The organism is Streptomyces sp. NBC_00203 (assembly GCF_045206325.1).
Classification (GTDB): Bacteria; Actinomycetota; Actinomycetes; order Streptomycetales; family Streptomycetaceae; genus Streptomyces; species Streptomyces lutosisoli.
Window position 1 is genome coordinate 814538 of the sequence record NZ_CP108126.1, and the last position, 21041, is coordinate 835578.

Below are 21041 nucleotides of genomic sequence, written 5' to 3' on the forward strand. Positions count from 1 at the left end.
CCGGATCGGACGGGACGGCCAGGGGTCGGAACGACAACACACGACAGAGGGGCCGGGCGACCAGCCCCGCGGCGGCAGACATAGCTTTCGCTCCGCGCAGGTCGCTCATCAGGGGATTCATGCTGGAATCGGCGGGCATCGCCGCACATTCATCCGGAGGAAACACATGGCATTCGCTGTCGTCGCCCACTACCGGTGCGCACCCGCCGACGAGGCGACCGTACGCGCCGCGCTGCTGAAGATGCGCGACCTCACGCCGACCGAGCCCGCGAACCTCGCCTACGAGGTGCACGCGGAGGTCGACCAGCCGGGCTCGTTCGTGCTCTACGAGCAGTACACCGACCGTTTCGGCTTCGAGGCGCACAAGGCGGCGGACCACTTCGCCGAGCTCATCCTGGGGTGCGTGCTGCCGCTTCTGACGGAGCGGACCGTGACCTTCGCCGAGGTCCTCTGAGGCCCCGCCGGGAAGCGCGGTCGCGCTTCCCGGCCCCCCGTTGACCAGGGGTCAGAACTCGTTGCCCCAGCAGTAGCGGGCGAGGGTCTCGATCAGGACCAGCTTGCGCCGCTGGTCCTCGGCGCCGAGCAGCGGCCCGGTGGCCGAGTCGGCGAAGCCGCGGGACGGCGCGAGGGCCATGTCCTCGATGTCCTTGAGCTCGGCGCCGGCGTCGATGCGGGCCATCACCGTGTCGAGGTCCTCGAGTTCGGGAGCGGTCGCGTCCACGACGCCCAGGCACGCGTCCCGGTCCTCCGGCAGCGCCCTGAGCAGGTCGAGTTCGGCCGCGGTTCCCTTGTCGTACGGCAGGATCCAGCGGTCCGCCGGTACCTCGCCGTACAGGCGCTCGGCCCGGGCCCGGTCCACCGCGGCGGGCGCCTGCCAGCCGGGAGAGACGCCGATCCGGACACCCTCGGGGCGCTCGTCCAGGCGTACCGCCAAGGCCTCCACGGCCAGCGCGTCCTCGAAGGACAGTGCGCCGGCGGCGGCCGGGTCCGCGGCGATGTGGCCGAGGAGCAGCGGGTTGTTCAGCTGGATCAGGCGCACGCCCCGGGAGACCAGCAGCTCGATCTCCGCGTGGATGATCTCCGCCAGGGCCTCGCCGAGTTCGCGGGCCGAGGCGGGGCCGCCCGACGCCGCCAGCTCGGGCTCGAAGGTGGTGGCGGCCAGGTAGGCCGGGGACGGCAGGGACGCCTTGGGGGCGATCACCGTCAGCTCGGCGAGCCGGCCGGCCCAGTCGGCCAGCAGCGGGCCGTTGGCCTTCGGCAGGGACTCCGCCACCCAGCGGGGCAGGCCGTCGGGGGTCTTCTCGTCGGTCCGCCGGAAGCCGGAGACGCCGTCGAAGACCGCGCTGCGGAAGTCCTCACGGGGGAAGTCGCCGTCGGTGACGACCGTGGTGCGCAGCCTGCGCTGGTAGGCCACCACCTCCTTGACCGCCTCGAGTTCGGCCTCGGCCAGGGCCTCGGTGTCACCCGCGGCTCGGGCCGTCAGGAGCGTGGCCGGGCGGATCAGGCTGCCGTGGTGGTCGATGCGGTAGTTGAAGGTATCCGCCATGGTTCAGGCCCCCTTCTCGGTGTTCTCCGCGTGGTCCGCGTGCTCCGCCGGCTTGCCCGCGACGCCCCAGGCGGCGAACTCCAGCTCGTAGCCGAGGGATTCGAGGACGTCGTCGGCGACCTGCTGGTCCTCGTCCGCGGTGCCGCCCGCGATGCCGAGGCCGCCGATGATCTCGCCGTCCTTCTTGATGGTGACGCTGCCCTCGGCGGCCATGATCGGCAGGGCCGCGCCGGGCAGCTGGGAGAGCTGGGAGAAGAAGACCGGCTGGCTCTCCTGCCACTTCTTCAGCATCTTGCCGGGCCGCTGCATCACGGCCGCGGTGTAGGCCTTGGCGCGGGCGATGTCCGGGGTGAGGGGACGCGCCCCGTCCGAGCGGCGGACACTGATGACGAAGCCGCCGGCGTCCACCACGGCCACGCTCACCGCCTTCCCGAGCGACTGGGCGCGCTTCAGGGCGGCGTCGACGATCTCTTCGGCGGCGTCGAGGGTGAGGCTGCTCATGCGGTTTCCTTCTGTGCGGTGAGGGTGCGGCGGAGGTCGGCGACGGCCGCGTTGTACTGCTCGGGCGTCTCCCAGTACATGGAGTGCGGGCCGTCCTGGACGATCTCCAGGTGCGAGCCGGCCAGCAGCTCGTGCGCGCGGGTCACGGTCTTCACGCTGAGCACCGCGTCCTTCTCACCGGCCAGGAAGGCGACCTTGACGCCCGAGTTCTGGATGTCCTCCAGGGACGGGCCGTTGGTGTCGAGGTTGCGCAGATCCTGCATCTTGGCGACGTTGAAGGTGCCCATCTGCTGGAAGAGGAAGGTGAGATCGGCCCGTTCCTGCTGGAACTTCTTGGTGAGCAGGCGGTCGATCACCGGCAGCTTGACGGCCTCGGCGCGGTCGGCGGCGGCCAGTTCCTTGAGCTCGGGGTGGCTGATGCCGCCGAGCGAGTGGCCGAGGACGACGGAGCTCACCCGCTCGGGGCGCAGCAGACCGGCGCGCAGCGCGGCGACGGAGCCGATGGACTGGCCGACGAGCATGACGTCGGTCAGGTCCTCCTGGTCGAGTACGGCGATGAGGTCGCCAGGGAAGTCCTGGCCGTCGAATTCAGGCATGGACGAGTCGGACTTGCCGAAGCCGCGCAGGTCCACGGTGACGACCGTGAACTCATCGCGCAGCGCGGCTACTTGCTGCCACCAGATGGCGTGATGGCCACCACTGCCGTGCACGAACAGGATCGCCGGACCACTGCCGTGGCGCTCGTAGTAGATGGAGGTGCCGTCGGAGTCGGCGATGGGCATGGGGGTGAACTCCTCGTGGTACGGGGAAGTGAAGTCCTTGCGGTGCGCGGTCAGTTGGGGCGCTTGCCGTGCCAGACCAGCTCGATCATGGTGTGGTCGGGGTCGTGGATGTAGCAGAACTTGGACTGGTTCTCGGGGCGCTCGATCGGGCGGGTGTGGCGGATACCCAGCTCCTTGAGGTGGGCGAGGAAGTCGTCCCAGTCGTCGACCTCGACGGCGAAGTGATAGGGCGCCATGCGCTCCATCTCCTCGACCGGGGTGAAGTGCAGGTCGAAGTTGCCACGGGTCATCAGCACCACACGGGTGTTGGACTTGGGCATGATCCGCTTCATCCCGAAGACCTTCGCGTACCACTCGGCGGTCCGGTCGGAGTCGGTGGTGGGGAAGTTGACGTGGTGGATGTAGCGGGGTGCGTTGCTCATGCGTGTTTCCCTTCGGGATGTACGGGGTTGGAGAGCACGCCGATACCGGTGATCTCGACGTCGACGGTGTCGCCCGCCTCGATCTGGCAGGTGGACTCGGCGCCCATCCACAGCACGTCACCCGGGTGCATGGTGATGTGCTTGGTGATCTCGACGATGTAGTCGAAGGGGTCGAAGACCATGTCGCCGGTCGGGAACGAGGCGCGGACCTCACCGTTGACGCGAAGCGTGGTCGTCTGGGCCAGAGCGTCGACGTCGGTCTCGATCCAGGGCCCCATGGGCTTGAACGTGTCGCTGTTCTTGCTGCGCCAGAACGTGCGGTCCTCGTGCTGCCAAGTGCGGGCGCTGACGTCGTTGCCGATCGTCCAGCCGAAGACGGACTTGCGGGCTTCCTCGTGGGTGGCGTTCCGCAGGGTGCGGCCGATCACCGCGACGAGTTCCGGCTCGGCCTCGAACCGGCCCGCTACCTCTTCCGGCTTCACGATGGGTGAAAGGTGGCCGGTCAGCGCGTTGTTGGCCCGGTAGCCCACCTCGGGGCGGGAGGGGACCTCGGCGCCGGCGTGCTCGATGTGCCGCGGGTAGTTGAAGCCGACGGCGTAGAACACGGGCGGTACGACGACGGGCAGCCAGGTCGCGGTGGCGCGCGGCACTGTCCCGATGACGGTGGGGTCGCCGTCCAACGGGGACTCGGACAGCAGCTCGATGTCCTCCTCCCCCACGCGGCCCCACACCGCTCTTCCGCCGACCGAGACGCGGGTGTACTTCATGGCGCCTCAGCCCGCCAGCAGGTGGGAGACACGCTTGGTGATCAGGTAGGCGTCCAGGGCCTCGGGCCCGCCCTCCCTGCCGTAGCCGCTCTCCTTGACGCCGCCGGAGGGGGCCTCGCTGACGGAGCCGCCGCAGTGGTTGACGGAGAGGATGCCGGCCTCCAGTTCGTTCGACAGCTTCTCGGCGGTGGCGGCGGACTCGGTGAACCCGTAGGCGGCCAGCCCGTAGGGCAGGGCGTTGGCGGTCGCCAGCGTCTCGTCCAGGTCGGTGAACGGCACGATCGGCGCCAGCGGGCCGAAGGGCTCCTCGTGCAGCACGTCCGCGTCCGCGGGGACGTCGGTGAGCACGGTCGGGGCGAAGAAGTAGCCCTCCCGCTCCAGGCGTTGACCGCCGGTCAGCACCTTGGCACCGCGGCTGACGGCGTCGGCGACCAGGCGCTCCATGGTCTGCAGCCGGCGCTCGTTGGCCAGCGGGCCCATGGTGGTGTCCGCGTCGAGGCCGTCGCCGACGGTGACCGCCTGGGCGACCTTGACGAACTCGGCGGTGAACTCCTCCACGATGCTCTCGTGGACGAAGAAGCGGCTCGGGGAGGTGCACACCTGGCCGGCGTTGAAGAACTTCGCCTGGGCGGCCTTGCGGGCGGCCTTCACCGGGTCGGCGTCCGCGCACACGATGACCGGGGCGTGGCCGCCCAGCTCCATCAGGGTCGGCTTCATGACCTCGCCCGCCTTGGCGGCGAGCAGCTTGCCGACCGGGACCGAGCCGGTGAAGGCGACCAGGCGGATCTTCGGCGAGGGGATCAGATGGGCCGAGACCTCGGCCGGCTCGCCGAAGACGAGGTTGAGCACACCGGCCGGCAGCCCGGCGTCGGCGTAGCAGGCCACCAGCGCGGCGGCCGTGCCCGGGGTCTCCTCGGACGCCTTGATGACGATCGAGCAGCCGGCGGACAGGGCGGAGGAGAGCTTCCGGTTCGGGCCGCCCACAGGGAAGTTCCACGGCACGAAGGCGGCCACGGGGCCGACCGGTTCGCGCCGCACGGTGAGCAGGGTGCCGGGCGCGGACGGGATGATCCGGCCGTAGGCGCGGCGGGCGTCCTCGATGTGCCAGCGCAGCGTGTCGGCGGTGCGCAGGGCCTCGGTGGTGCCCTCCTTGAGGGGCTTGCCCTGCTCCTGGGCCATGATCCGGCCGATCTCGGGGGCCCGCTCGGTGATCAGGTCGGCGGCGGCGTGCAGGATGGCGGAGCGCCTGGCGATCGGGGTGTCGCGCCAGGTCCGGAACCCCTCGGTGGCCGCGTCGAGGGCGCGGTCGAGGTCGGCGATGGTGGCGAGGGGTACTTCTCCGATCACCTTCTCGGTGGCCGGGTTCACGATCGGGGCGGTACGTCCGGTGCCGCCCTGGCACCACTCGCCCGCGATGTACATGCGGACGGCGGGGTAGCCGTGGTCGGAGGTCATGAGTGGGTGCCCTCTCAGGCTGGCGTGTGAAGCGAAATGGGGTCACCCGGCGGAAGGCCGGGGAGGTCGGTCAGGAGGCGGGGGCGTCCTGCTGGTCGCGGTTGGTGCGCAGCGCCCAGATGTGGTGGGGCGGTGTGGTCTCGTGCACGCGGGTCTCGTACGAGTCGTCGACCCGGTCCATGTCGGCGGCGTACTCGACCCGCCCGCCGCAGGGCGCGTGCACGAACCGGAAGACGTTCGAACCGACGGTGTGGCGGCCGAGCCTGCGGGCCTCGCGCCAGCCGTGGTCGATCATGTAGTTGCCGCCCTCGATCACATCGTCGAAGCCGGGAACCTCGTACGCGATGTGGTTGACGCCGGCTCTGTCGGGTCGGTGACACAGCAGCATCGTGTGCTGGTCCTCGTCGCCCGGCGCCTGCATGAAGACACCCATGGGCTCGACCACGTCGGTGGGCCGGAAACCGAGGCGCTCCACATAGAACGCGACGGCCTCCTTCCGGCCCTCCTTGAGGATGTTCAGGGCGACATGGCACATGCGCAGGGGGTGTACGCGGGTGATCGGTTCCAGGGCGGTGTTCCAACGGCTGACGCTGCCCAGCGCGTTGGCGGTCCGGGGGGCGAAGACCGCGGGCTTGGGCCGGGCCAGGGTCAGACCGACCCCGAAGCCGGTCTCGTCCACGGTGTGGAACACACCGGCGGCATCCTTCTGGACCGCGCGGTCGCGGCCTGCCGCCGCCGCCAGCCGCTCCAGCTCCTGCGAGGTGTCGACGCCCCACACCACCTCGCGCAGTGTGGGTCCGGCTTCCAGTGGCGGCGGCAGCAGCGGGCCGGGCTCGGTGTCGAGGTGCAGGGTCTGCCCGGTGAGCGTCTCGAACACCGCGTGCTCGTCCGTCTGCTCCACCAGGAAGAGCCCGAAGTCGTCGAAGAACCGGACGCATTCGTCGAGATCCTCGACGCTGTAGGTGACCGATTCGATTCTCTGGATTCCCATGGGCTCCTCGTTTCGCGGGTCGCCTGGTGAGCGTAGATTTCGGGTCGCGGCGGCCTCAATGCTCCAGGCTCGACAGAATGTGCAATCGTTTCTTGCGGCTACGGCCGGATGGCCGGAATGGGATTCTGCGAGAACCAAGTGGTGAGGAAGTCCAGGAATACGCTGATCTTGCGAGGGGTGTCCTGCCCCGGGCCGTAGATCGCGTACAGCGGACGCTCGGGCACCGCCAGTTCCGGCAGCAGCACCTGAAGAGCGCCGGAGACGAGGTCGTCGTACGCCGGACGCTGCGGCAGCAGCGCGACGCCGCGCCCGTGCACGGCCGCCTTCTGCAGGGCGAGGTACGAGTTGGACGAGAAGGCGATGTTGCGGATCTTGTGCAGGGTGGACGCGTGTCCGTGGCCGATCCGCCAGACCGGGTCGTTGACGTGCACGAGGCAGTCGTGGTGCGCGAGACCGTTCGGCTCGGTGAGCGGCCCCGACCGCTTCAGGTAGTCCTCGGAGGCGCACAGCACGAAGGGCAGCGAGGCGATCTTCTTCAGGCGGACGCTGGAGTCCCTGAGGTCGCGGGTGTGGAATGCGACGTCGAATCCGCTGTCCAGAAAGTCATAGGTCCGGTCGGACATCCCGCCGAGTTCGAATCGGACCTGGATTTTCGGATGCGCGGCGGAAAACGCGGCGATGGCGTCCCCGAGGTCGAGGCTGCCTATCCATTTGGGACAGATGATGCTGAGCGTCCCTTCGGCGCGGTCGTGGAGATGGGCGATGCCGGCGTCCTCGGCCTCGATCTCCTCCAGGATGCGCGCGGCGAACTCCGCGTAGCGCTGCCCCGGCTCAGTGAGGCTCACCGAGCGGGCGGTGCGGTTGACCAGCCGGACGCCCACCTGCCGTTCCAGCTCGGCGACGTGCCGTGACACCAGGGAGCCGGACGAGCCCAGCTTCTTGGCGGCTCCACTGAAGCTGCCGGCCTGCGCGACCGTGACGAAGCTGTGCATGAGGAGCAAGCGGTCCATGTTTCCTCCGGAGGCCCACGACTGCCAGGGGTGGGCCCCGGCGGCGTTGCCGGTCGTACGAGTGTGCGGATGGTGCGCCCGCCCGAGGGTGGGCCTCACGGCGGTCGGTGCAGGGGGTCGCGCAGGGCCGGAATGTCCTCGGTGGGGGGTCTCCCCACTCGCGCGAAACCGAGAGTGGGCAGGCTCTACCAGGACATTCCAACGATGCGGCGGACGGGCGGCTCAGGACGCTGTGAGGCAGGCACCGTTCCCCAGGTCGGCTATGACTTGGGGCAGTACTGGGGGGCCTTGGTCAGGTTGTCCTTGGTGACCAAGAGAAGAGGAATGTTGGCAATTTTGTCAACCTTTTTCTTGTCCAGCAGACCGATCGCGTTCTTCACCGCCGTCTGGCCGATCGTCATCGCCGAGTTGGCCACGGTGGCGGAGAAGCGGCCGTCCTTGACGGCGGCCAGGCCCTCGTCGGTGCCGTTGGCGGTCACGATCTTGACGTCCTTGGCACCGGCGGCGTCGAACGCCTTGCGGACGGCGAAGGCCATCTCCTCGTTGGCGACGAAGGCGTAGTCCAGGTCGGGGTGGGCCTGGATCATGTTCTCGGCGACGTCCTGCGCCTTGGCGGGGTTGAACATGCCGGGCTGGTTCGCGACCACCTTGGCGTTGGCGGGCAGGCCGCCCTTGAATCCGCCCACGAGCAGGTCGGAGGCGGCGCCGGGGGCACCCGCGACGATGCCGACCTGCACGTTCTTGCCGGCGGCGTCCGTCCCGATCCAGCCGGCGTCCAGGCTGCCGACCTTCTTGAGGTCGACGACGGCCGCGCCGAGGATGTCGTTCACGTCGCTGGTGGCGACGGACGTCAGGTAGATCGGGATGTTGGAGGCCTTGGCCTTGGCTATGTCGCCCTTGAGCGAGTCGACGTTGACCGTCTGCACGATCAGCGCGCTCACGTTGCGGGAGATCATGTCCTCGATGTTGGACAGCTCGGTGCCGGCATTCTGGTGCGAGTTGGACGTGTAGACCTTGGCGTTCTCGGTCTTCGCCGTCTGCTCGACGGCTTTCTGCAGACAGCTGTGGAAGTTGGTGTCGCCACCGTTGACGAACCCGAGGGTGACGTCTCCGGAACCGGTCGAGCCGTTGTCCTTGCCACAGCCGCTGAGCACCAGGGTGCTGCAGGCGACCGCGGCGAACAGGGCGTAGCGGGAGCGAGCGGAAAGTCTCATGGTGAACCGCCTTTCATGATGGGGCTGTGAGCACGACGAGCCGTGAGCTCGACGAGCCGGGAGCAAAGACGAGGGGGGTGGTGATCAGTGCCGCGAGGAGCGGGCCTTGTTCATCTCGTTGGCGATGGCCGCGATGAGCAGCACGGCGCCGACGGAGACCGGCTGGTAGTTGCTGGAGAAGTCCAGGAGGTTGAGGGCGTTGGCCACCACACCGAGGAGCACCAGGCCGAGCGCGGTGCCGATCACGGTGCCGTAGCCGCCGGCGAGCGAGGTCCCGCCGATGACGACCGCGGCCACGACGGAAAGCTGTAGCGAGAGACCGGCGGTGCCGCCCGGGCTGCTGGAACCCAGCCGGGACAGCAGCATCAGACCCGCCAGCCCCGAGAGGGCGCCGGTCGTGGCGTAGAGCACGAGTTTGCGCGCCGTGACGTTGATGCCGCTGAGGCGGGCGACGTGCTCATTGCCGCCGATCGCGAAGGCGTCCCGGCCGAACACGGTGAACCTCATGACCAGGGCGGTGGCCACCAGCACCAGGACGGCCACGACCAGCAGGTACGGCACGCCGAGGATCTTGTTGTTGCCGAGGGCGAACATCCGGGTGCCGATGGAGATGGTGTTGCCGTCGTGCACCAGGAGGGCGACGCCGTCGAGCAGGGTGGCCGACGCCAGGGTCGCCACGAACGGTGCCACGTTGGTGAACGTCACGACCAGCCCGTTGACCAGTCCTATGGCCGTGCCGAGCAGCAGCGCGACGATCACCGCGTAGGCGGTGGGCCGGCCGTCCGCCAGCAGCTTCGCCGCGACGGCTGCCGTGACCGCGACGTTGCTGCCCATGGAGAAGTCCATGCCGCCCGCGGTCATCAACAGCGTGAGGCCGGCGGCGAGCACGGCGTTGACGCTCACCTGGCTCAGGATGTTGACGATGTTGCGGTCGGTGGCGAACGTGGAGGACTGCACCGCGGTGAAGACCACCACGATCGCCAGGACCGCGATCAGACCGGCGTGCGGCACGCTCCGCAGAGCGTCGAGCGAGAACCGGGACCGGGGTGCCTCGGGCGGGTCGGAGACGCCGGGGGCATCGGGAAGTGTCTTGACGCTCACTGCGGTTGACCTCCGAGAGCGGTGGCGACGAGCTCGTCGCGCGTGATGGTGGTGATGTCGTGAACGGCGACCGTGCGGCCGGCGCTGACGACGACGACCCGGTCGGCCAGCCGCATGACCTCCTCGGCGGAGGAGGAGGCGAGCAGTACGGCCACACCGCGCGAGGCGAGGTCGTCGACGAGGGTGTGGATGTCCGCCATGGCCGCGATGTCCACACCGTTGGTGGGGTCTTCGAGGAAGCACGCGACGGGCTCGGTCTCCAGCCATTTGCCCAGCAGGACCTTCTGCTGGTTGCCGCCGGACAGCGAGCCCACCGGCGGATTGCCGGTGAGGGCGACCACGCCGAAGCTCTCGCGCAGCGGTGCGGCCCGTCGGGCGAGTTCGGCGCGCAGATGCAGCCGCCGCCGTGCGAAGCGGTCGCCGGCCAGCATCAGGTTCTCGTCCAGGGACATGTCCGGGACGAGCCCCAGGGTCCGCCGGTCACCGGTGACGCAGCGCAGGCCGCTGGCCAGCGAGGCCGTGATACGGCCGAAGGGCACGGGGCCACCGTCGACGCTGAGTTCCCCGGCGTCCGGGCGCTGCCGCCCGGAGAGCAGGTCGAAGAGGCAGGACTGCGCGTCCCCGGCGGGGCCGAGGACGGCGACGATCTCGCCCTTGCGCACCTCGACGGTGAAGTCCTGGACGGCCCGGCCCTGGCTCAAGCCGCGCACGGCCAGCCCGATCTCGTCCTTGGGTGCGGGGCGGTCGGGGCGGCGTGAGACCACGTCCCGGCCCACCATGCTGCGGACCAGCCCGGCGGGATCCATCTCACCGGCCGGAGCGCTGGTCACCACTTCCCCGTCGCGCAGGACGGTGAGGCGGTCGGCGACGGCCATGACCTCGTCGATGTAGTGCGAGATGTAGACGACGGCGACGCCCTCGTCGCGGAGCGTGCGCACCAGAGCCCTGATCTGGTTCGCCGCCTCCGCGCTCAGGCAGGCGGTCGGCTCGTCGAGGATCAGGATCCGTCCACCGCGGCGCACCTCCCGCGCCACCTCGACCATGGTCTGCTCGGCGACGGTGAGGGAGCCCGCGGTGCGCTCCACGTCGATGTCGATGCCGAGGCCCGAGAGCGCCCGCTTCGCCTCGGACTTGAGCTCTCTCCAGTGCACGGCACCGCGCCGGGTCGGCAGATCGCCCATCATGACGTTCTCGGCCACGGTCAGTCCCATCGCCAGCTCGCGGCGCTGGGGAACCGAGGCGATGCCCTGGCGGCGGGCCTTGCGCACGGTCAGCCCGTGCTGGGCGTGCCCGTTGACCTCGATGGTGCCGCCGTCGGGCTGGTGCACTCCGGAGAGGATCTGCACCAGCGTTGACTTGCCGGCTCCGTTCATGCCCATCAAGGCGTGCACTTCGCCGGGGTACAGGTCGAGATCCACGCCTTTCAGCGCGGCCGCCCCGCCGAAGCTCTTGGTGACGCCTCGTACCCGGACCACGGCCTCGGGCGTCGTACCGGCACCGCCGTCGGCCGTAGTCGGTGTCCTGGGTGTCACAGCGGTGCCTCCCTGCGTGTCCCGGTCCGTAACGGCTGTCACGGCCGCGGTCCGTCGGCGGCGACGCGCTCGTAGCCGCGGATGTCGGGGAAGGGGGGCTCGCGGTCCGCCTGGAGGTCCACCTGGAAGGTGTTCAGGCACATGCCGAGCATCGTGAAGTTGCCGAGCGCACCGATGGTGTCGACCAGGCCCTTGGAGCCGAAGTGCTCCAGCGCGCGGGCGAAGGTCTCGTCCGAGACGAAGTGCTCCTCGAGGATCTCCCGGCAGAACTGGTAGAAGGCCTGGTCGGCTTCGTTGTCGAAGACCGCCTCGCGCTTTTCGGCGACGGCCTTGACGGCGGCCTCCGGGATGCCGGCCTCGATCGCCTGGTGCACATGCGCGTTCCAGGAGTACTGCGCGTCCCAGTTCCGGGCGGCCATCAGCAGCGTGAGCTCACGCAGGTGCTTGGGGAGGCTGCAGTCGAAGCGGGCGAAGGCACCGAGGGACTCGGCGCGCTCGCACATCTCCGGGCTGTGCAGCCAGACCCGGAACGGGCCACGGACGGCGCCGCGCCGGCCGGCGATGCGGGCGGCCAGTTCCTGCTGGCGCGGATCCATTTCGTCATCGGTGAGAACGGGGAGCCTCATGTGGCCGATACCTGCCTTTTCTTTCCGGCGTGTTTCAGGCACGTACTGGGAAGCCGTGCGATGCCAGCCGACGGTACAGCCGGGTTCGAGAAGCTCACCCCTCCGGTAGTGCAAGGTAAAACTGCACGCCAGAGAGCACCCATTTACGCGGGCGCAACCTAACGTCGGTCGACGCATCACCGTTGATTGGAGAGGAACTCCGGATGACCACGATCATCAAGGCCGCGTCCGTGCCCCTGCTCGACCGCGGCGGTTCCGTCGTGACGACTCCGCTGATCACGACGTCGTCGGCGGGCGGGGAGAACCGGATCACCAGCGGGATGAGCGTGTATCCGGTCGGTTCCGGGGCGCCGTTGCACTCGCACAACTGCGACGAGCACGTGACGATCCTCGAAGGCGAGGCGGAGGTGGTGGTCGACGGCGAGGTGACGAAGCTGGAGCAGTTCGACACCACCTACGTTCCGTCGCCCATCCCCCATCTGTTCAGGAATATCGGCGACCGGCCGCTGCGCATCCTGTGGGTGTACTCATCTGGCCATGTGACGCGGACGTTCACCGAGACCGGCAAGACAGTGGAACACCTTTCGGACGCGGACCAGATGGGCTGAGCCGGTGTTGAGGGCAGTCGATGGGAGCTGCCCTCAACACCCTTTCCTCAAGGCATCACTGACCAGGCATCAGGGACTTCCGGCCACGGGTCACCCCTCGCGGTACAGCTCGGAGAGGAGCTCTATCGCGGCCGGGGCGGCGGGATGCGCGTCGTCCCGCCACCAGGCCAGCCGCACCGCGATCGGCTCGGCGTCGCGCACCGGCCGGTAGACGATGCCGGGGCGCGGGTACTGGTTGGCGGTCGACTCGGCCGTCATGCCCACGCAGCGGCCCGTGGAGATCGCGGTGAGCCAGTCGTCGACATCGTGCGTTTCCTTGGTCACCGGGCGGGAGTCCGCCGGCCACAGGTCCGTCGTGGTGGTGCCGGTCCTCCGGTCGACCAGCAGGGTGCGTCCGGCGATGTCGGTGAGTCCGACCGAGCGGCGTACGGCCAAGGGGTCGTCGGAGGCCATGGCGCACAGCCGGCGTTCCAGTCCCACGATGGCGGAGTCGAACCGCCGGTCGTCCAGTGTCCTGCGGACGACGGCCAGGTCGCACGCCCCCTCCGCGAGTCCGGCTGTGGGGGAGTTGACGCGCACGAGCCGCAGGTCCGTCTCGGGGTGCGCGTCGGCCCAACGGCGCTGGAAGACCAGTGTGTGACGGCCGAGTGCCGACCAGGCGTACCCCATCCGCAGCGCGGCGTGACCCGACCTGGCCTCCTGGACCAGGTCGTCCACCTCGCCGAGCACCCGCCGGGCCTGCGCCACCACGCGCAGCCCGGTCACCGTCACGGTCACCTCGCGGGAGGTGCGCCGCAACAGCCGTACCCCCAGGGCGCGTTCGAGCGACGCCAGCGTGCGGGACACGGCCGCCTGGGAGACGCCCAGCACGATGGCGGCGTCGGTGAACGTGCCCTCGTCGACGATCGCGACGAGACAGCGCAACTGCCGCAGCTCCACATCCATGACTGAAGCGTATAGATAAACCGCTGGATGCATTGTGCGCAAGAGGTGTCCCCGTCGCACCATCGCGGCATGGACGCAACGCCCACGACCACAGCAGCACCCGCGCTCCCGAAAGTCCCGGTGCCGTCCGGTACCCGGCTCGCAGGCCGGCGGCTCGCTGTGGCCACGATGTTCGGCAGCGGCCTGTCCAACCAGACCGGGGCCGCGATCGGCTCGCTCGCCTTCCCCACCCTCGGACCTGTCGGTGTCGTCGCCGTACGCCAGTACGTCGCCGCGATCGCCCTCGTGGCCGTCGCTCGGCCCCGGCCGCGCACCTACACCTGGCGGCAGTGGTGGCCGGTGCTGCTGCTGGCCCTGGTGTTCGCGGCGATGAACCTGTCCTTGTACAGCGCCATCGACCGCGTCGGCCTGGGGCTCGCGGTGACCCTGGAGTTCCTGGGCCCGCTGACGATCGCGCTGGCCGCCGCACGGCGACAGGTGGACGCGTGCTGCGCGGTGATCGCCGCGGCCGGCGTCGTCACCCTGATGCGCCCCACGCCCTCCACCGACTACGTCGGGATGGCTCTGGGGCTTCTCGCCGCCACCTGCTGGGCGTCGTACATCCTGCTCAACCGCACGGTCGGGCGACGCATCCCCGGAGTGCAGGGTTCGGCGGCCGCCGCCTGTCTCTCCGCCCTGGTGTTCCTGCCGGTCGGACTCGTGATCGCCGTCCGGAATCCACCGTCCGGCGCGGCTGTCTGCTACGCCGTCGCCGCGGGCGTCCTCTCCTCCGCCGTGCCCTACCTGGCGGACCTGGTCACCCTGCGGCGCGTGCCCGCGCAGACCTTCGGCCTGTTCATGAGCGTCAACCCGGTTCTCGCCGCCGTGGTCGGGTGGATCGTCCTGGGCCAGCACCTCGGCTGGATCGAGTGGACCGCCATCACGGCCGTGGTCTGCGCCAACGCGCTCAGCATCCTGACTTCGCGTGCGTCAACCTCCTGACATCGCGTCCGTATGAGCGCCGCCCAGCGTCGCACGCCAGGACGGCCCCGCCCTCGGAGGGGCGGGGCCGTCGTCGGAGCTACCGGGCCGGGGTCCCATGGGACGCCGGGCTCGGTGCCGGGGCGTAGCCGGTGGGGCGGGTGGTGAAGACTCCCCGGCCCTGGGTGCGGCTGCGCAACCGGGTCGCGTAGCCGAACAGTTCGGCCAGCGGCACGGTCGCGGTGATCACCGTCGCGCCGACCCGGGTGAGCGAGCCCGAGACCCGGCCGCGCCGTGCCGCCAGATCGCCGAGCACCCCGCCCACGGCGTCGGCGGGCACGGTGACGGTGACCTCGACCACCGGTTCCAGGAGCACCATCGCGCTGGCGCGCAGTGCCTCGCGGAGCGCCAGTCGGCCGGCCGTGCGGAACGCCATCTCCGAGGAGTCCTTCGGATGGGTCGCCCCATCGGTCAGGGTGACGCGCAGCCCGGTCACCGGGTGACCGCCGAGCGGTCCCTCGGCGAGAGCGTCCCGGCAACCGGCCTCCACCGCGCGGACGTACTCCTGCGGCACCCGGCCGCCCACGACGGTCGAGCGGAACGCGAAACCCGTCGCGCTCCCGTCGGCGCCGCTCGGATCGGCCTCCAGCGGCTCGACGTCGAGGACCACGTGGGCGAACTGACCAGCGCCTCCATCCTGTTTGACGTGCCGGTACACCAGCCCCGACACCCCGCGGGCGACCGTCTCCCGGAAGGCCACCTTCGGCCGGCCGACACCGATCTCCAGCCCGTGGGCGCGCCGGATCTTCTCCACCGCCACCTCCAGATGCAGCTCGCCCATGCCCGACAGCACCGTCTGGCCGGTCTCGGAGTCGGTGCGGACGACCAGCGAGGGGTCCTCCTCGGCCAGGCGTGCCAACGCCGAGACCAAGCGGTCGGTGTCGGTGCTCCTGCGCGCCTCGACCGCCACGGAGACAACCGGATCGGCGACGGCCGGCGGTTCGAGGAGCAGCGGCGCCGTGGAGGCGCACAAAGTCGCCCCCGCGCGGGCCGACTTCGGCCCGATCAGCGCGACGATGTCACCGGCCACGGCGCGCTCCAGCTCCGCGTACCGGTCGGCCTGGACGCGCAGAATCCGGCCGATCCGCTCGGTGCGTCCCGCGCCCACGTCCCTCACCGCCTCTCCCTTTCCGACTGTTCCGGAATACACGCGCACATACGTCAGCCGCCCCGTGGCTGTCGCGTTCACCTTGAACACCAGCCCCGCGAACGGCTCCGCCGGGTCGGCGGCCCGCTCGTGCACCGTGCCGTCGTGCGTACCGCGTACCGCCGGCACGTCCAGCGGCGAGGGCAGATAGGCCACGGCGGCGTCCAACAGCGGCTCGATGCCGCGGTTGCGGTAGGCCGAGCCGCACAACACCACCACGCCCTCGCCGGTACGGGTCAGGTCGCGCAGCGCGGCGGCCAGCGTCGCCGCGGAGACGGTGGACCGGGCGCAGAACTCCTCCAGCGCGGCGGGGTGGAGTTCCGCCACCGCTTCCTCCAGCAGCCCGCGGCGCCGCTCCGCTTCTTGGCGCAGGGCTTCCGGTACCGGTCCCTCCTCGACCGTTTCGCTGCCGTCGGCCCAGACCAGCGACCGCATACGCAGCAGATCCACCACGCCGGTGAAGGTGTCCTCCGTCCCGATCGGCAACTGGACGACCAACGGGGCCGGATGCAACCGCTCCCGGATCGACTCGACCGCGGTGTCGAGGTCGGCACCGGCGCGGTCCAGCTTGTTGACGAAGGCGATCCGCGGTACGCCGTGCCGGTCGGCCCGCCGCCACACAGACTCGCTCTGCGGCTCGACGCCCGCCACGGCGTCGATCACCGCGATCGCGCCGTCGAGGACACGCAGCGAGCGCTCCACCTCGTCCGAGAAGTCGACGTGGCCCGGTGTGTCGATCAGGTTGATCCGGTGGCCGTCCCAGGCACAGCTGACGGCGGCGGCGAAGATGGTGATCCCACGGTCGCGCTCCTGGGAGTCGAAGTCGGTGACGGTCGTGCCGTCATGGACCTCGCCACGCTTGTGGGTGGTCCCGGTGACGTACAGGATCCGCTCGGTGACGGTGGTCTTCCCGGCGTCGACGTGGGCGAGGATGCCCAGGTTGCGGACGGCGGTCAGCGGGTTGGTGAGGTGACGGTCGAGGTTGGTGCGCACGGCCCATGGCCTTTCGGGGTGATCCTTCAAAGGGCGGCGCGATTCCCGGACGAGGGGCCTGTGGTCAGGCGCTGATGAGACGTCCGCGGCAGGCAGCACACCGCATCGAGAGGTGCGGAGGCGGCAACTGACAGGCGGAGATCAGAAGTTCGTCGCGGGCATCCGGTTCCGGCCGCGCAGCCGGCACCGGACGCGCGGAGACACCAGGATCACCTCGAACTGTGACCGGGGAACGACGACAGCGGTGCGGTAACGCACGGCCCGGCTCCCCTCACTCGTCACGACGCGCACCGCCGACAGGGGCGGCGCGCGCTTTCGTGGCGAGTGTAGGGAACCTGGCGCGTGCGGCGCACCGGAATTAGTGGGGGCTCAGTTGCGGGTCCACTGCTGGTTCGTTCCCCCGTTGCACGACCACAGGTCGATCAGCGCTCCGTTCGCCGTGCCGTTGTTGTAGACGTCGAGGCACAGGCCCGAGACGTTGTTGGTGATGGTGCCGTTGGAGTTGACGGTCCACTTCTGGTTGGTGCCGCCGTTGCAGTCCCAGAGGACCACCTTGGTGCCGTTGGCGGTGCCGCTGTTATAGGCGTCGAGGCACTTGTTGCCGTAGACGACGAGTTCGCTGCGCGAGGTGTACGTGAACGTCTGGTTCTGGCCGCCGCCGCAGTCCCAGAGTTCGGCCTGGGTGTTGTTGGTGATGGAGCTCTTGAAGAAGTCGAGGCAGCGGCCCGACCCGGTGCCGACGACCGCCGTGCCGTTGGTGCCGGGGATGGCGCGGACCGCGACGGCGTCGATGTCGGGTGCCGTGCCGGACGTCCCGAAGGTCAGCGTGTTGGAGCCCTTCGCCAGACTGGCCAGAACGGAGACCGTGCGGTACGTGGTCGACGACCCGGTGGGCGGGAAGGCGAGGGTCTGTGTGTACTGGCCGTTGACCTGGAGGGTCGCCTTGCGGGCGGTGGAGCCGCTGTTGGCGTAGGTGATGTCGACGAGCTTGGTGCCCGCGGCGGCCGTGGTGACCCCGGTGAACGTCGGCGTCGTGGCCGAGGTCGTGTCCTCGTACGTCGTCCCCGAGCCCTCCGTGCCGGAGACGGTGAGCAGGACGCCCTCACCGGCGGGCACGCTGGTGGTGTAACTCGTCGTGTACGAACCGGCGTTGGAGGCCGACCAGACGTTGCGCACCGCGGCGGAGGCCGTGGTCAGACCCATGTCGGCCCAGCGGGCGGTGATGTTCGCCGCTGCGGACGTACGGTTGAGCAGCAGGACCGCGCGCTTGCCGGTGCCGGAGAGGATCTTGCTGTAGACCTGCAGCCCTGTGCTGTCCTCGGCGACCTTGACGCCCTGGAGTCCACGGGTGTCCTGGTCGATGGCGATGACCTCGGAGTTGGTGAGGATCGAGGCGGTCGTCGAGCTCATGGTGGCGAGGTTGTTGCCCGCGAGCAGCGGTGCGCCGGAGATCGCCCACAGGCCCATGTGGGTACGGTTCTGGGCGGCGCTCAGACCGGTCATGCCGACCGTCATCATGTCCGGGTCGTTGTAGTAGCCGGTGTGCTGGGCGGCCGGGTGCAGCGACTTGTCGAAGTTGGCGAGGATGCTCGACATCGTCGGGTTGTCGGGGTAGTAGACGATGTCGGTGCTGGTGCGCCACATGTCACCCGTGCCGGCGGCCCAGTTCCAGGGGTTGCCGGTGCCCCACTCGCACAGCGACAGGACGAGCGACTTGCCGGTGACGGCGGTCGCGGCCACGTTCGCGTCGCGGATCGCCTTGTACGTCGTCTCCTGGTCGAGGCCCTCGACGTTGCCTCCGCACCAGTCGATCTTGAGGAAGTCGAAGCCCCAGTTCTGGAAGGTCTCCAGGTCCTGCTGGTTGTGGCCCTCCATCCCGGTGTTGGGCGCGGCGGGCGTCGTCGAGGGGGTCGGGTAGTAGTAACCGCAGCCGTTCTTCCCGGCGTCGGTGTAGATCCCGGCCTTGAGGCCCTTGCTGTGGATGTAGTCCACGATGGCCTTCATCCCGCCGGGCCACTTGGCGGTGTCGACGGTGATGTTGCCGCTGCTGTCGCGGGTGCCCAGCCACCAGCCCTCGTCGATGTTGACGTACTTGTAGCCGGCGGCGGCCATGCCGGACGAGACGAGGGCGTCGGCCTGGGCCTTGATGGTGTCGTAGTCGATGACGCTGGCGAAGGTGTTCCAGGACGCCCAGCCCATCGGAGCCGGGTTGACCCCGATCTGGGTGGTGCTGACGGCGGTCGGCTCGGCCGGGAGCGGCGCGGCGGAGCGCCCGACTCCGGCCAGTCCGGCGACGGCGAGGCACAGGACGGCGCACTGAACGGCTGCGCGCCTCAGGAGGCCTCTGAGGCGCGCGGTGTGCGAATGGGGGGACATGCGGCTCTCCCTTGAGCGGTTTGTTCGCAGACTCGAACAAAAGTCAACGAGACTCGCCATATGGGAGCCGCCATTCCGGAGGCGCGTCAAGTACCTTGCCGACAGCGCCCGTTCACGTTCGGCCAGTGCCGTCGGTGAACGCGCCAGGTGTCCGAAAGGGCGCCGGCCGAGCCGCCGTGCGCACGCGATACCTTCGCCTCACACGGCCCGACCCGGCCGGGGAAAGATCTCAAGCATCGGGATGGTCATGCGCGAGGACGCGATCGTTGAGGCCGCCGCCGGAGTTCATCTGGTGCACGGCAGCAACACCAACTGGGTGATCCTGACCGACGGCGACGCCGTCACCCTGGTCGACACCGGATACCCCGGCGACCGGGAGGAAGTCCTCGCGTCGCTGGACGCGCTGGGCCACTCCCCCGAGGCCGTCAGCGCCGTACTCATCACGCACGCGCACAACGACCACCTCGGTTCCGCCGAGTACCTCAGCGGCACCTTCGGCATCCCGGTCTACCTGCACGAGGCGGAAGTGCCGCACGCGCGCCGCGAGTTCCTCCACCAGGTGAGTGTGGGGCAGGTCATGCGCCAGGCGTGGCGCCCCGGCGTGCTGCCCTGGGCGTTGCACGCCATCAAGTCGGGCGGCACGGCGGACGTCCGCATGACCCGTCCCGAGGCGTTTCCCGCGGAGGGGCCGCTCGACCTGCCGGGCCGTCCGGTGCCGGTGCACACGCCCGGCCATACGCCGGGGCACTGCGTCTACCATCTGCCGGACGCCGGAATCGTGATCTCCGGTGACGCCCTGGTCAGCGGCCATCCCACCTCACGGATCCGGGGTCCGCAGCTGCTGCCGGCGATGTTCGACGCCGAGCGCGCCGGGGCCCTCGCCTCCCTCAAGCGCATCGAGGCCCTCTCGGCGGACGTCCTGCTGCCGGGCCACGGTTCCGTGCACCGCGGTCCGGTGCACGAGGCGGCACAACGCGCGCAGGAGCTGGCCGGCTGACGCCACCCGGCCCGACCGACACCGCACACGCAGGCCTGGGCGCTGCCTCCCCTGACGCGTTTGTCGGTTCGCACAGACCGTCAATAGATTGACCCGATGGGCCTTTTCGACAAACTGACCGGAACCAAGCACCCCAGCGAGGGTGTCGCACCGCGTGCGGCCGACGACGTCCGGGCGGCGCTGCTCGGTCTGGGCGGTCCGGACGTGCCGTACGCCGTGCGCAACGGCATCCCCTCCGAGGGCGCCGACCTGGTGGCGGAGTTGCGGATCCGGGACCCTGCCTGGCGCACCTTCTTCGTCCGGACCCAGGTGAGCCGGACCCTCAAGATCCGGATGCGCCTGGTTCCAGCGACCCACGAGGTCCGTGCCCTCGACGAGCAGTGGGAGGTCACCTGGGTCGGGGACACGCCCAGGCTGGCGCGGTCGCGCGAGTACGGCCGTGGGCAGGTGACCACGGTGTCCCGGGACTGGACGGTCGAGCGGGGGGCCGACGGCCGCCCGCGGATGACGGAGGTGTCCCACTTCGACCCCGCGGAGATGAAGGCCCCCTTGCGGGACGCGGTCCTCGGCGCGGGTTGGACATGGCGCGGAGTGGTGTTCAAGCTGTGACCGGCCCGGTGGGACGCCGATGCGCCTTGCCGTCGCGGCGCCCCGCAGGCGGTCGGTCACACCTCCGTCGGGCGGCTCACTTCCCGCTGTCCTCGGCGAGGGTGTGCGCCACGAGGGCGCTGGCATGACCGTGTCCCAGCCCGTGCTCGGTCTTGAGCCATGCCACGAGTTGCATGTGCCTGGTGAGCGGTGAGGAACGGATGAGTTCCTTCCACTCGGCGATGGGGCGGCCGTACTTCTTCTCGATCGAGGGGAAGTAGCTGGCCGGGCCCTTCACGGTTTCCGTCATGTCGTGTTGTCCCTGTCCATCGAAGCGGAGCCGATCCTGGCGCACTCGTCGCGCCTGCCCATATGACCGCGGAGGGCGCGGGAACTCATCGGCCCTCCGCGGACGGGTTC

21 protein-coding genes are annotated in these 21041 nt (G+C 69.8%); 5 read left to right on the forward strand and 16 right to left on the reverse strand.

Annotation, left to right across the window (positions count from 1 at the left end; all coding sequences use genetic code 11):
- The first annotated feature begins 166 nt into the window (after positions 1-166).
- Positions 167-454: a putative quinol monooxygenase gene (locus OG975_RS04015; protein ID WP_406327458.1), complete on the forward strand. Its 288-nt coding sequence runs from the start codon at positions 167-169 to the stop codon at positions 452-454.
- A gap of 51 nt (positions 455-505) precedes the next feature.
- Here the strand turns inward: OG975_RS04015 and OG975_RS04020 are convergent, their stop codons facing one another.
- The 12 genes from OG975_RS04020 to OG975_RS04075 all read right to left on the reverse strand — a co-directional run bounded on the left by OG975_RS04020 (position 506) and on the right by OG975_RS04075 (position 11917).
- On the reverse strand, positions 506-1546 hold the full coding sequence (locus OG975_RS04020; protein ID WP_406327459.1) for a methionine synthase II (cobalamin-independent)-like protein: 1041 nt from the start codon (positions 1544-1546) through the stop codon (positions 506-508).
- 3 nt (positions 1547-1549) lie between these two features.
- Positions 1550-2047, reverse strand: coding sequence for a heme-binding protein (locus OG975_RS04025; protein ID WP_406327460.1), 498 nt, complete (start codon positions 2045-2047; stop codon positions 1550-1552).
- Positions 2044-2829, reverse strand: a complete 786-nt coding sequence (locus tag OG975_RS04030) for an alpha/beta fold hydrolase (RefSeq protein WP_406327462.1) — start codon at positions 2827-2829, stop codon at positions 2044-2046. The genes OG975_RS04025 and OG975_RS04030 overlap by 4 nt, the downstream gene beginning before the upstream one ends.
- Before the next feature lie 50 nt (positions 2830-2879).
- Positions 2880-3251 carry a VOC family protein gene (locus OG975_RS04035; protein WP_327426397.1) on the reverse strand — a complete coding sequence of 124 codons (372 nt, stop codon included), beginning with the start codon at positions 3249-3251 and terminating at the stop codon, positions 2880-2882.
- Positions 3248-4018, reverse strand: a complete 771-nt coding sequence (locus OG975_RS04040; protein WP_406327464.1) for a fumarylacetoacetate hydrolase family protein — start codon at positions 4016-4018, stop codon at positions 3248-3250. The genes OG975_RS04035 and OG975_RS04040 overlap by 4 nt, the downstream gene beginning before the upstream one ends.
- A 6-nt stretch (positions 4019-4024) precedes the next feature.
- Positions 4025-5473, reverse strand: a complete 1449-nt coding sequence (locus tag OG975_RS04045; protein ID WP_406327466.1) for an NAD-dependent succinate-semialdehyde dehydrogenase — start codon at positions 5471-5473, stop codon at positions 4025-4027.
- Positions 5474-5543: 70 nt separating this feature from the next.
- Positions 5544-6464 carry a VOC family protein gene (locus OG975_RS04050; protein WP_406327467.1) on the reverse strand — a complete coding sequence of 307 codons (921 nt, stop codon included), beginning with the start codon at positions 6462-6464 and terminating at the stop codon, positions 5544-5546.
- Between the two features lie 98 nt (positions 6465-6562).
- Positions 6563-7474: a LysR family transcriptional regulator gene (locus OG975_RS04055; RefSeq protein ID WP_406327469.1), complete on the reverse strand. Its 912-nt coding sequence runs from the start codon at positions 7472-7474 to the stop codon at positions 6563-6565.
- Positions 7475-7734: 260 nt separating this feature from the next.
- Complete coding sequence (locus tag OG975_RS04060) at positions 7735-8688, reverse strand: sugar ABC transporter substrate-binding protein (protein WP_327426402.1); 954 nt, start codon at positions 8686-8688, stop codon at positions 7735-7737.
- Positions 8689-8772: 84 nt separating this feature from the next.
- Positions 8773-9789: an ABC transporter permease gene (locus OG975_RS04065; RefSeq protein WP_406327470.1), complete on the reverse strand. Its 1017-nt coding sequence runs from the start codon at positions 9787-9789 to the stop codon at positions 8773-8775.
- Complete coding sequence (locus tag OG975_RS04070; RefSeq protein ID WP_406327472.1) at positions 9786-11321, reverse strand: sugar ABC transporter ATP-binding protein; 1536 nt, start codon at positions 11319-11321, stop codon at positions 9786-9788. Before OG975_RS04070 ends, OG975_RS04065 begins: the two co-directional genes overlap by 4 nt.
- A 38-nt stretch (positions 11322-11359) precedes the next feature.
- Complete coding sequence (locus OG975_RS04075; protein ID WP_406336138.1) at positions 11360-11917, reverse strand: carboxymuconolactone decarboxylase family protein; 558 nt, start codon at positions 11915-11917, stop codon at positions 11360-11362.
- 233 nt (positions 11918-12150) lie between these two features.
- Here OG975_RS04075 and OG975_RS04080 point away from each other — a divergent pair, with 233 nt between their 5' ends.
- Complete coding sequence (locus OG975_RS04080) at positions 12151-12555, forward strand: cupin domain-containing protein (RefSeq protein ID WP_406327474.1); 405 nt, start codon at positions 12151-12153, stop codon at positions 12553-12555.
- Positions 12556-12645: 90 nt separating this feature from the next.
- Here the strand turns inward: OG975_RS04080 and OG975_RS04085 are convergent, their stop codons facing one another.
- Positions 12646-13500, reverse strand: a complete 855-nt coding sequence (locus tag OG975_RS04085) for a LysR family transcriptional regulator (RefSeq protein ID WP_406327476.1) — start codon at positions 13498-13500, stop codon at positions 12646-12648.
- Positions 13501-13569: 69 nt separating this feature from the next.
- Here OG975_RS04085 and OG975_RS04090 point away from each other — a divergent pair, with 69 nt between their 5' ends.
- Entirely contained in the window at positions 13570-14481 is a 912-nt protein-coding gene (locus OG975_RS04090; protein ID WP_406327477.1) for an EamA family transporter, read from the forward strand.
- 79 nt (positions 14482-14560) lie between these two features.
- Here OG975_RS04090 and fusA read toward each other — a convergent pair whose 3' ends face one another.
- On the reverse strand, positions 14561-16660 hold the full coding sequence (gene fusA / locus OG975_RS04095) for an elongation factor G (protein ID WP_406327479.1): 2100 nt from the start codon (positions 16658-16660) through the stop codon (positions 14561-14563).
- 369 nt (positions 16661-17029) lie between these two features.
- Positions 17030-19036 (reverse strand): RICIN domain-containing protein, encoded by a 2007-nt coding sequence (locus OG975_RS04100; RefSeq protein WP_406327480.1) that lies wholly within the window; start codon positions 19034-19036, stop codon positions 17030-17032.
- A 247-nt stretch (positions 19037-19283) separates the two neighbouring features.
- Here OG975_RS04100 and OG975_RS04105 point away from each other — a divergent pair, with 247 nt between their 5' ends.
- Positions 19284-20033, forward strand: coding sequence for an MBL fold metallo-hydrolase (locus OG975_RS04105; protein WP_406327482.1), 750 nt, complete (start codon positions 19284-19286; stop codon positions 20031-20033).
- Between the two features lie 96 nt (positions 20034-20129).
- Complete coding sequence (locus OG975_RS04110) at positions 20130-20642, forward strand: hypothetical protein (protein ID WP_406327484.1); 513 nt, start codon at positions 20130-20132, stop codon at positions 20640-20642.
- 76 nt (positions 20643-20718) lie between these two features.
- On the opposite strand, the gene OG975_RS04115 is transcribed toward OG975_RS04110, so the two are convergent.
- Positions 20719-20931 carry a DUF4287 domain-containing protein gene (locus OG975_RS04115; protein ID WP_406327485.1) on the reverse strand — a complete coding sequence of 71 codons (213 nt, stop codon included), beginning with the start codon at positions 20929-20931 and terminating at the stop codon, positions 20719-20721.
- Positions 20932-21041 lie beyond the last annotated feature (110 nt).

Excerpts from the sequence above, each read along its gene's own strand:
- OG975_RS04015 (WP_406327458.1), top strand. The coding sequence starts at position 167 with ATGGCATTCGCTGTCGTCGCCCACTACCGGTGCGCACCCGCCGACGAG.
- OG975_RS04020 (WP_406327459.1), bottom strand. The coding sequence starts at position 1,546 with ATGGCGGATACCTTCAACTACCGCATCGACCACCACGGCAGCCTGATC.
- OG975_RS04025 (WP_406327460.1), bottom strand. The coding sequence starts at position 2,047 with ATGAGCAGCCTCACCCTCGACGCCGCCGAAGAGATCGTCGACGCCGCC.
- OG975_RS04030 (WP_406327462.1), bottom strand. The coding sequence starts at position 2,829 with ATGCCCATCGCCGACTCCGACGGCACCTCCATCTACTACGAGCGCCAC.
- OG975_RS04035 (WP_327426397.1), bottom strand. The coding sequence starts at position 3,251 with ATGAGCAACGCACCCCGCTACATCCACCACGTCAACTTCCCCACCACC.
- OG975_RS04040 (WP_406327464.1), bottom strand. The coding sequence starts at position 4,018 with ATGAAGTACACCCGCGTCTCGGTCGGCGGAAGAGCGGTGTGGGGCCGC.
- OG975_RS04045 (WP_406327466.1), bottom strand. The coding sequence starts at position 5,473 with ATGACCTCCGACCACGGCTACCCCGCCGTCCGCATGTACATCGCGGGC.
- OG975_RS04050 (WP_406327467.1), bottom strand. The coding sequence starts at position 6,464 with ATGGGAATCCAGAGAATCGAATCGGTCACCTACAGCGTCGAGGATCTC.
- OG975_RS04055 (WP_406327469.1), bottom strand. The coding sequence starts at position 7,474 with ATGGACCGCTTGCTCCTCATGCACAGCTTCGTCACGGTCGCGCAGGCC.
- OG975_RS04060 (WP_327426402.1), bottom strand. The coding sequence starts at position 8,688 with ATGAGACTTTCCGCTCGCTCCCGCTACGCCCTGTTCGCCGCGGTCGCC.
- OG975_RS04075 (WP_406336138.1), bottom strand. The coding sequence starts at position 11,917 with ATGGATCCGCGCCAGCAGGAACTGGCCGCCCGCATCGCCGGCCGGCGC.
- OG975_RS04080 (WP_406327474.1), top strand. The coding sequence starts at position 12,151 with ATGACCACGATCATCAAGGCCGCGTCCGTGCCCCTGCTCGACCGCGGC.
- OG975_RS04085 (WP_406327476.1), bottom strand. The coding sequence starts at position 13,500 with ATGGATGTGGAGCTGCGGCAGTTGCGCTGTCTCGTCGCGATCGTCGAC.
- OG975_RS04090 (WP_406327477.1), top strand. The coding sequence starts at position 13,570 with ATGGACGCAACGCCCACGACCACAGCAGCACCCGCGCTCCCGAAAGTC.
- OG975_RS04100 (WP_406327480.1), bottom strand. The coding sequence starts at position 19,036 with ATGTCCCCCCATTCGCACACCGCGCGCCTCAGAGGCCTCCTGAGGCGC.
- OG975_RS04105 (WP_406327482.1), top strand. The coding sequence starts at position 19,284 with ATGCGCGAGGACGCGATCGTTGAGGCCGCCGCCGGAGTTCATCTGGTG.
- OG975_RS04110 (WP_406327484.1), top strand. The coding sequence starts at position 20,130 with ATGGGCCTTTTCGACAAACTGACCGGAACCAAGCACCCCAGCGAGGGT.
- OG975_RS04115 (WP_406327485.1), bottom strand. The coding sequence starts at position 20,931 with ATGACGGAAACCGTGAAGGGCCCGGCCAGCTACTTCCCCTCGATCGAG.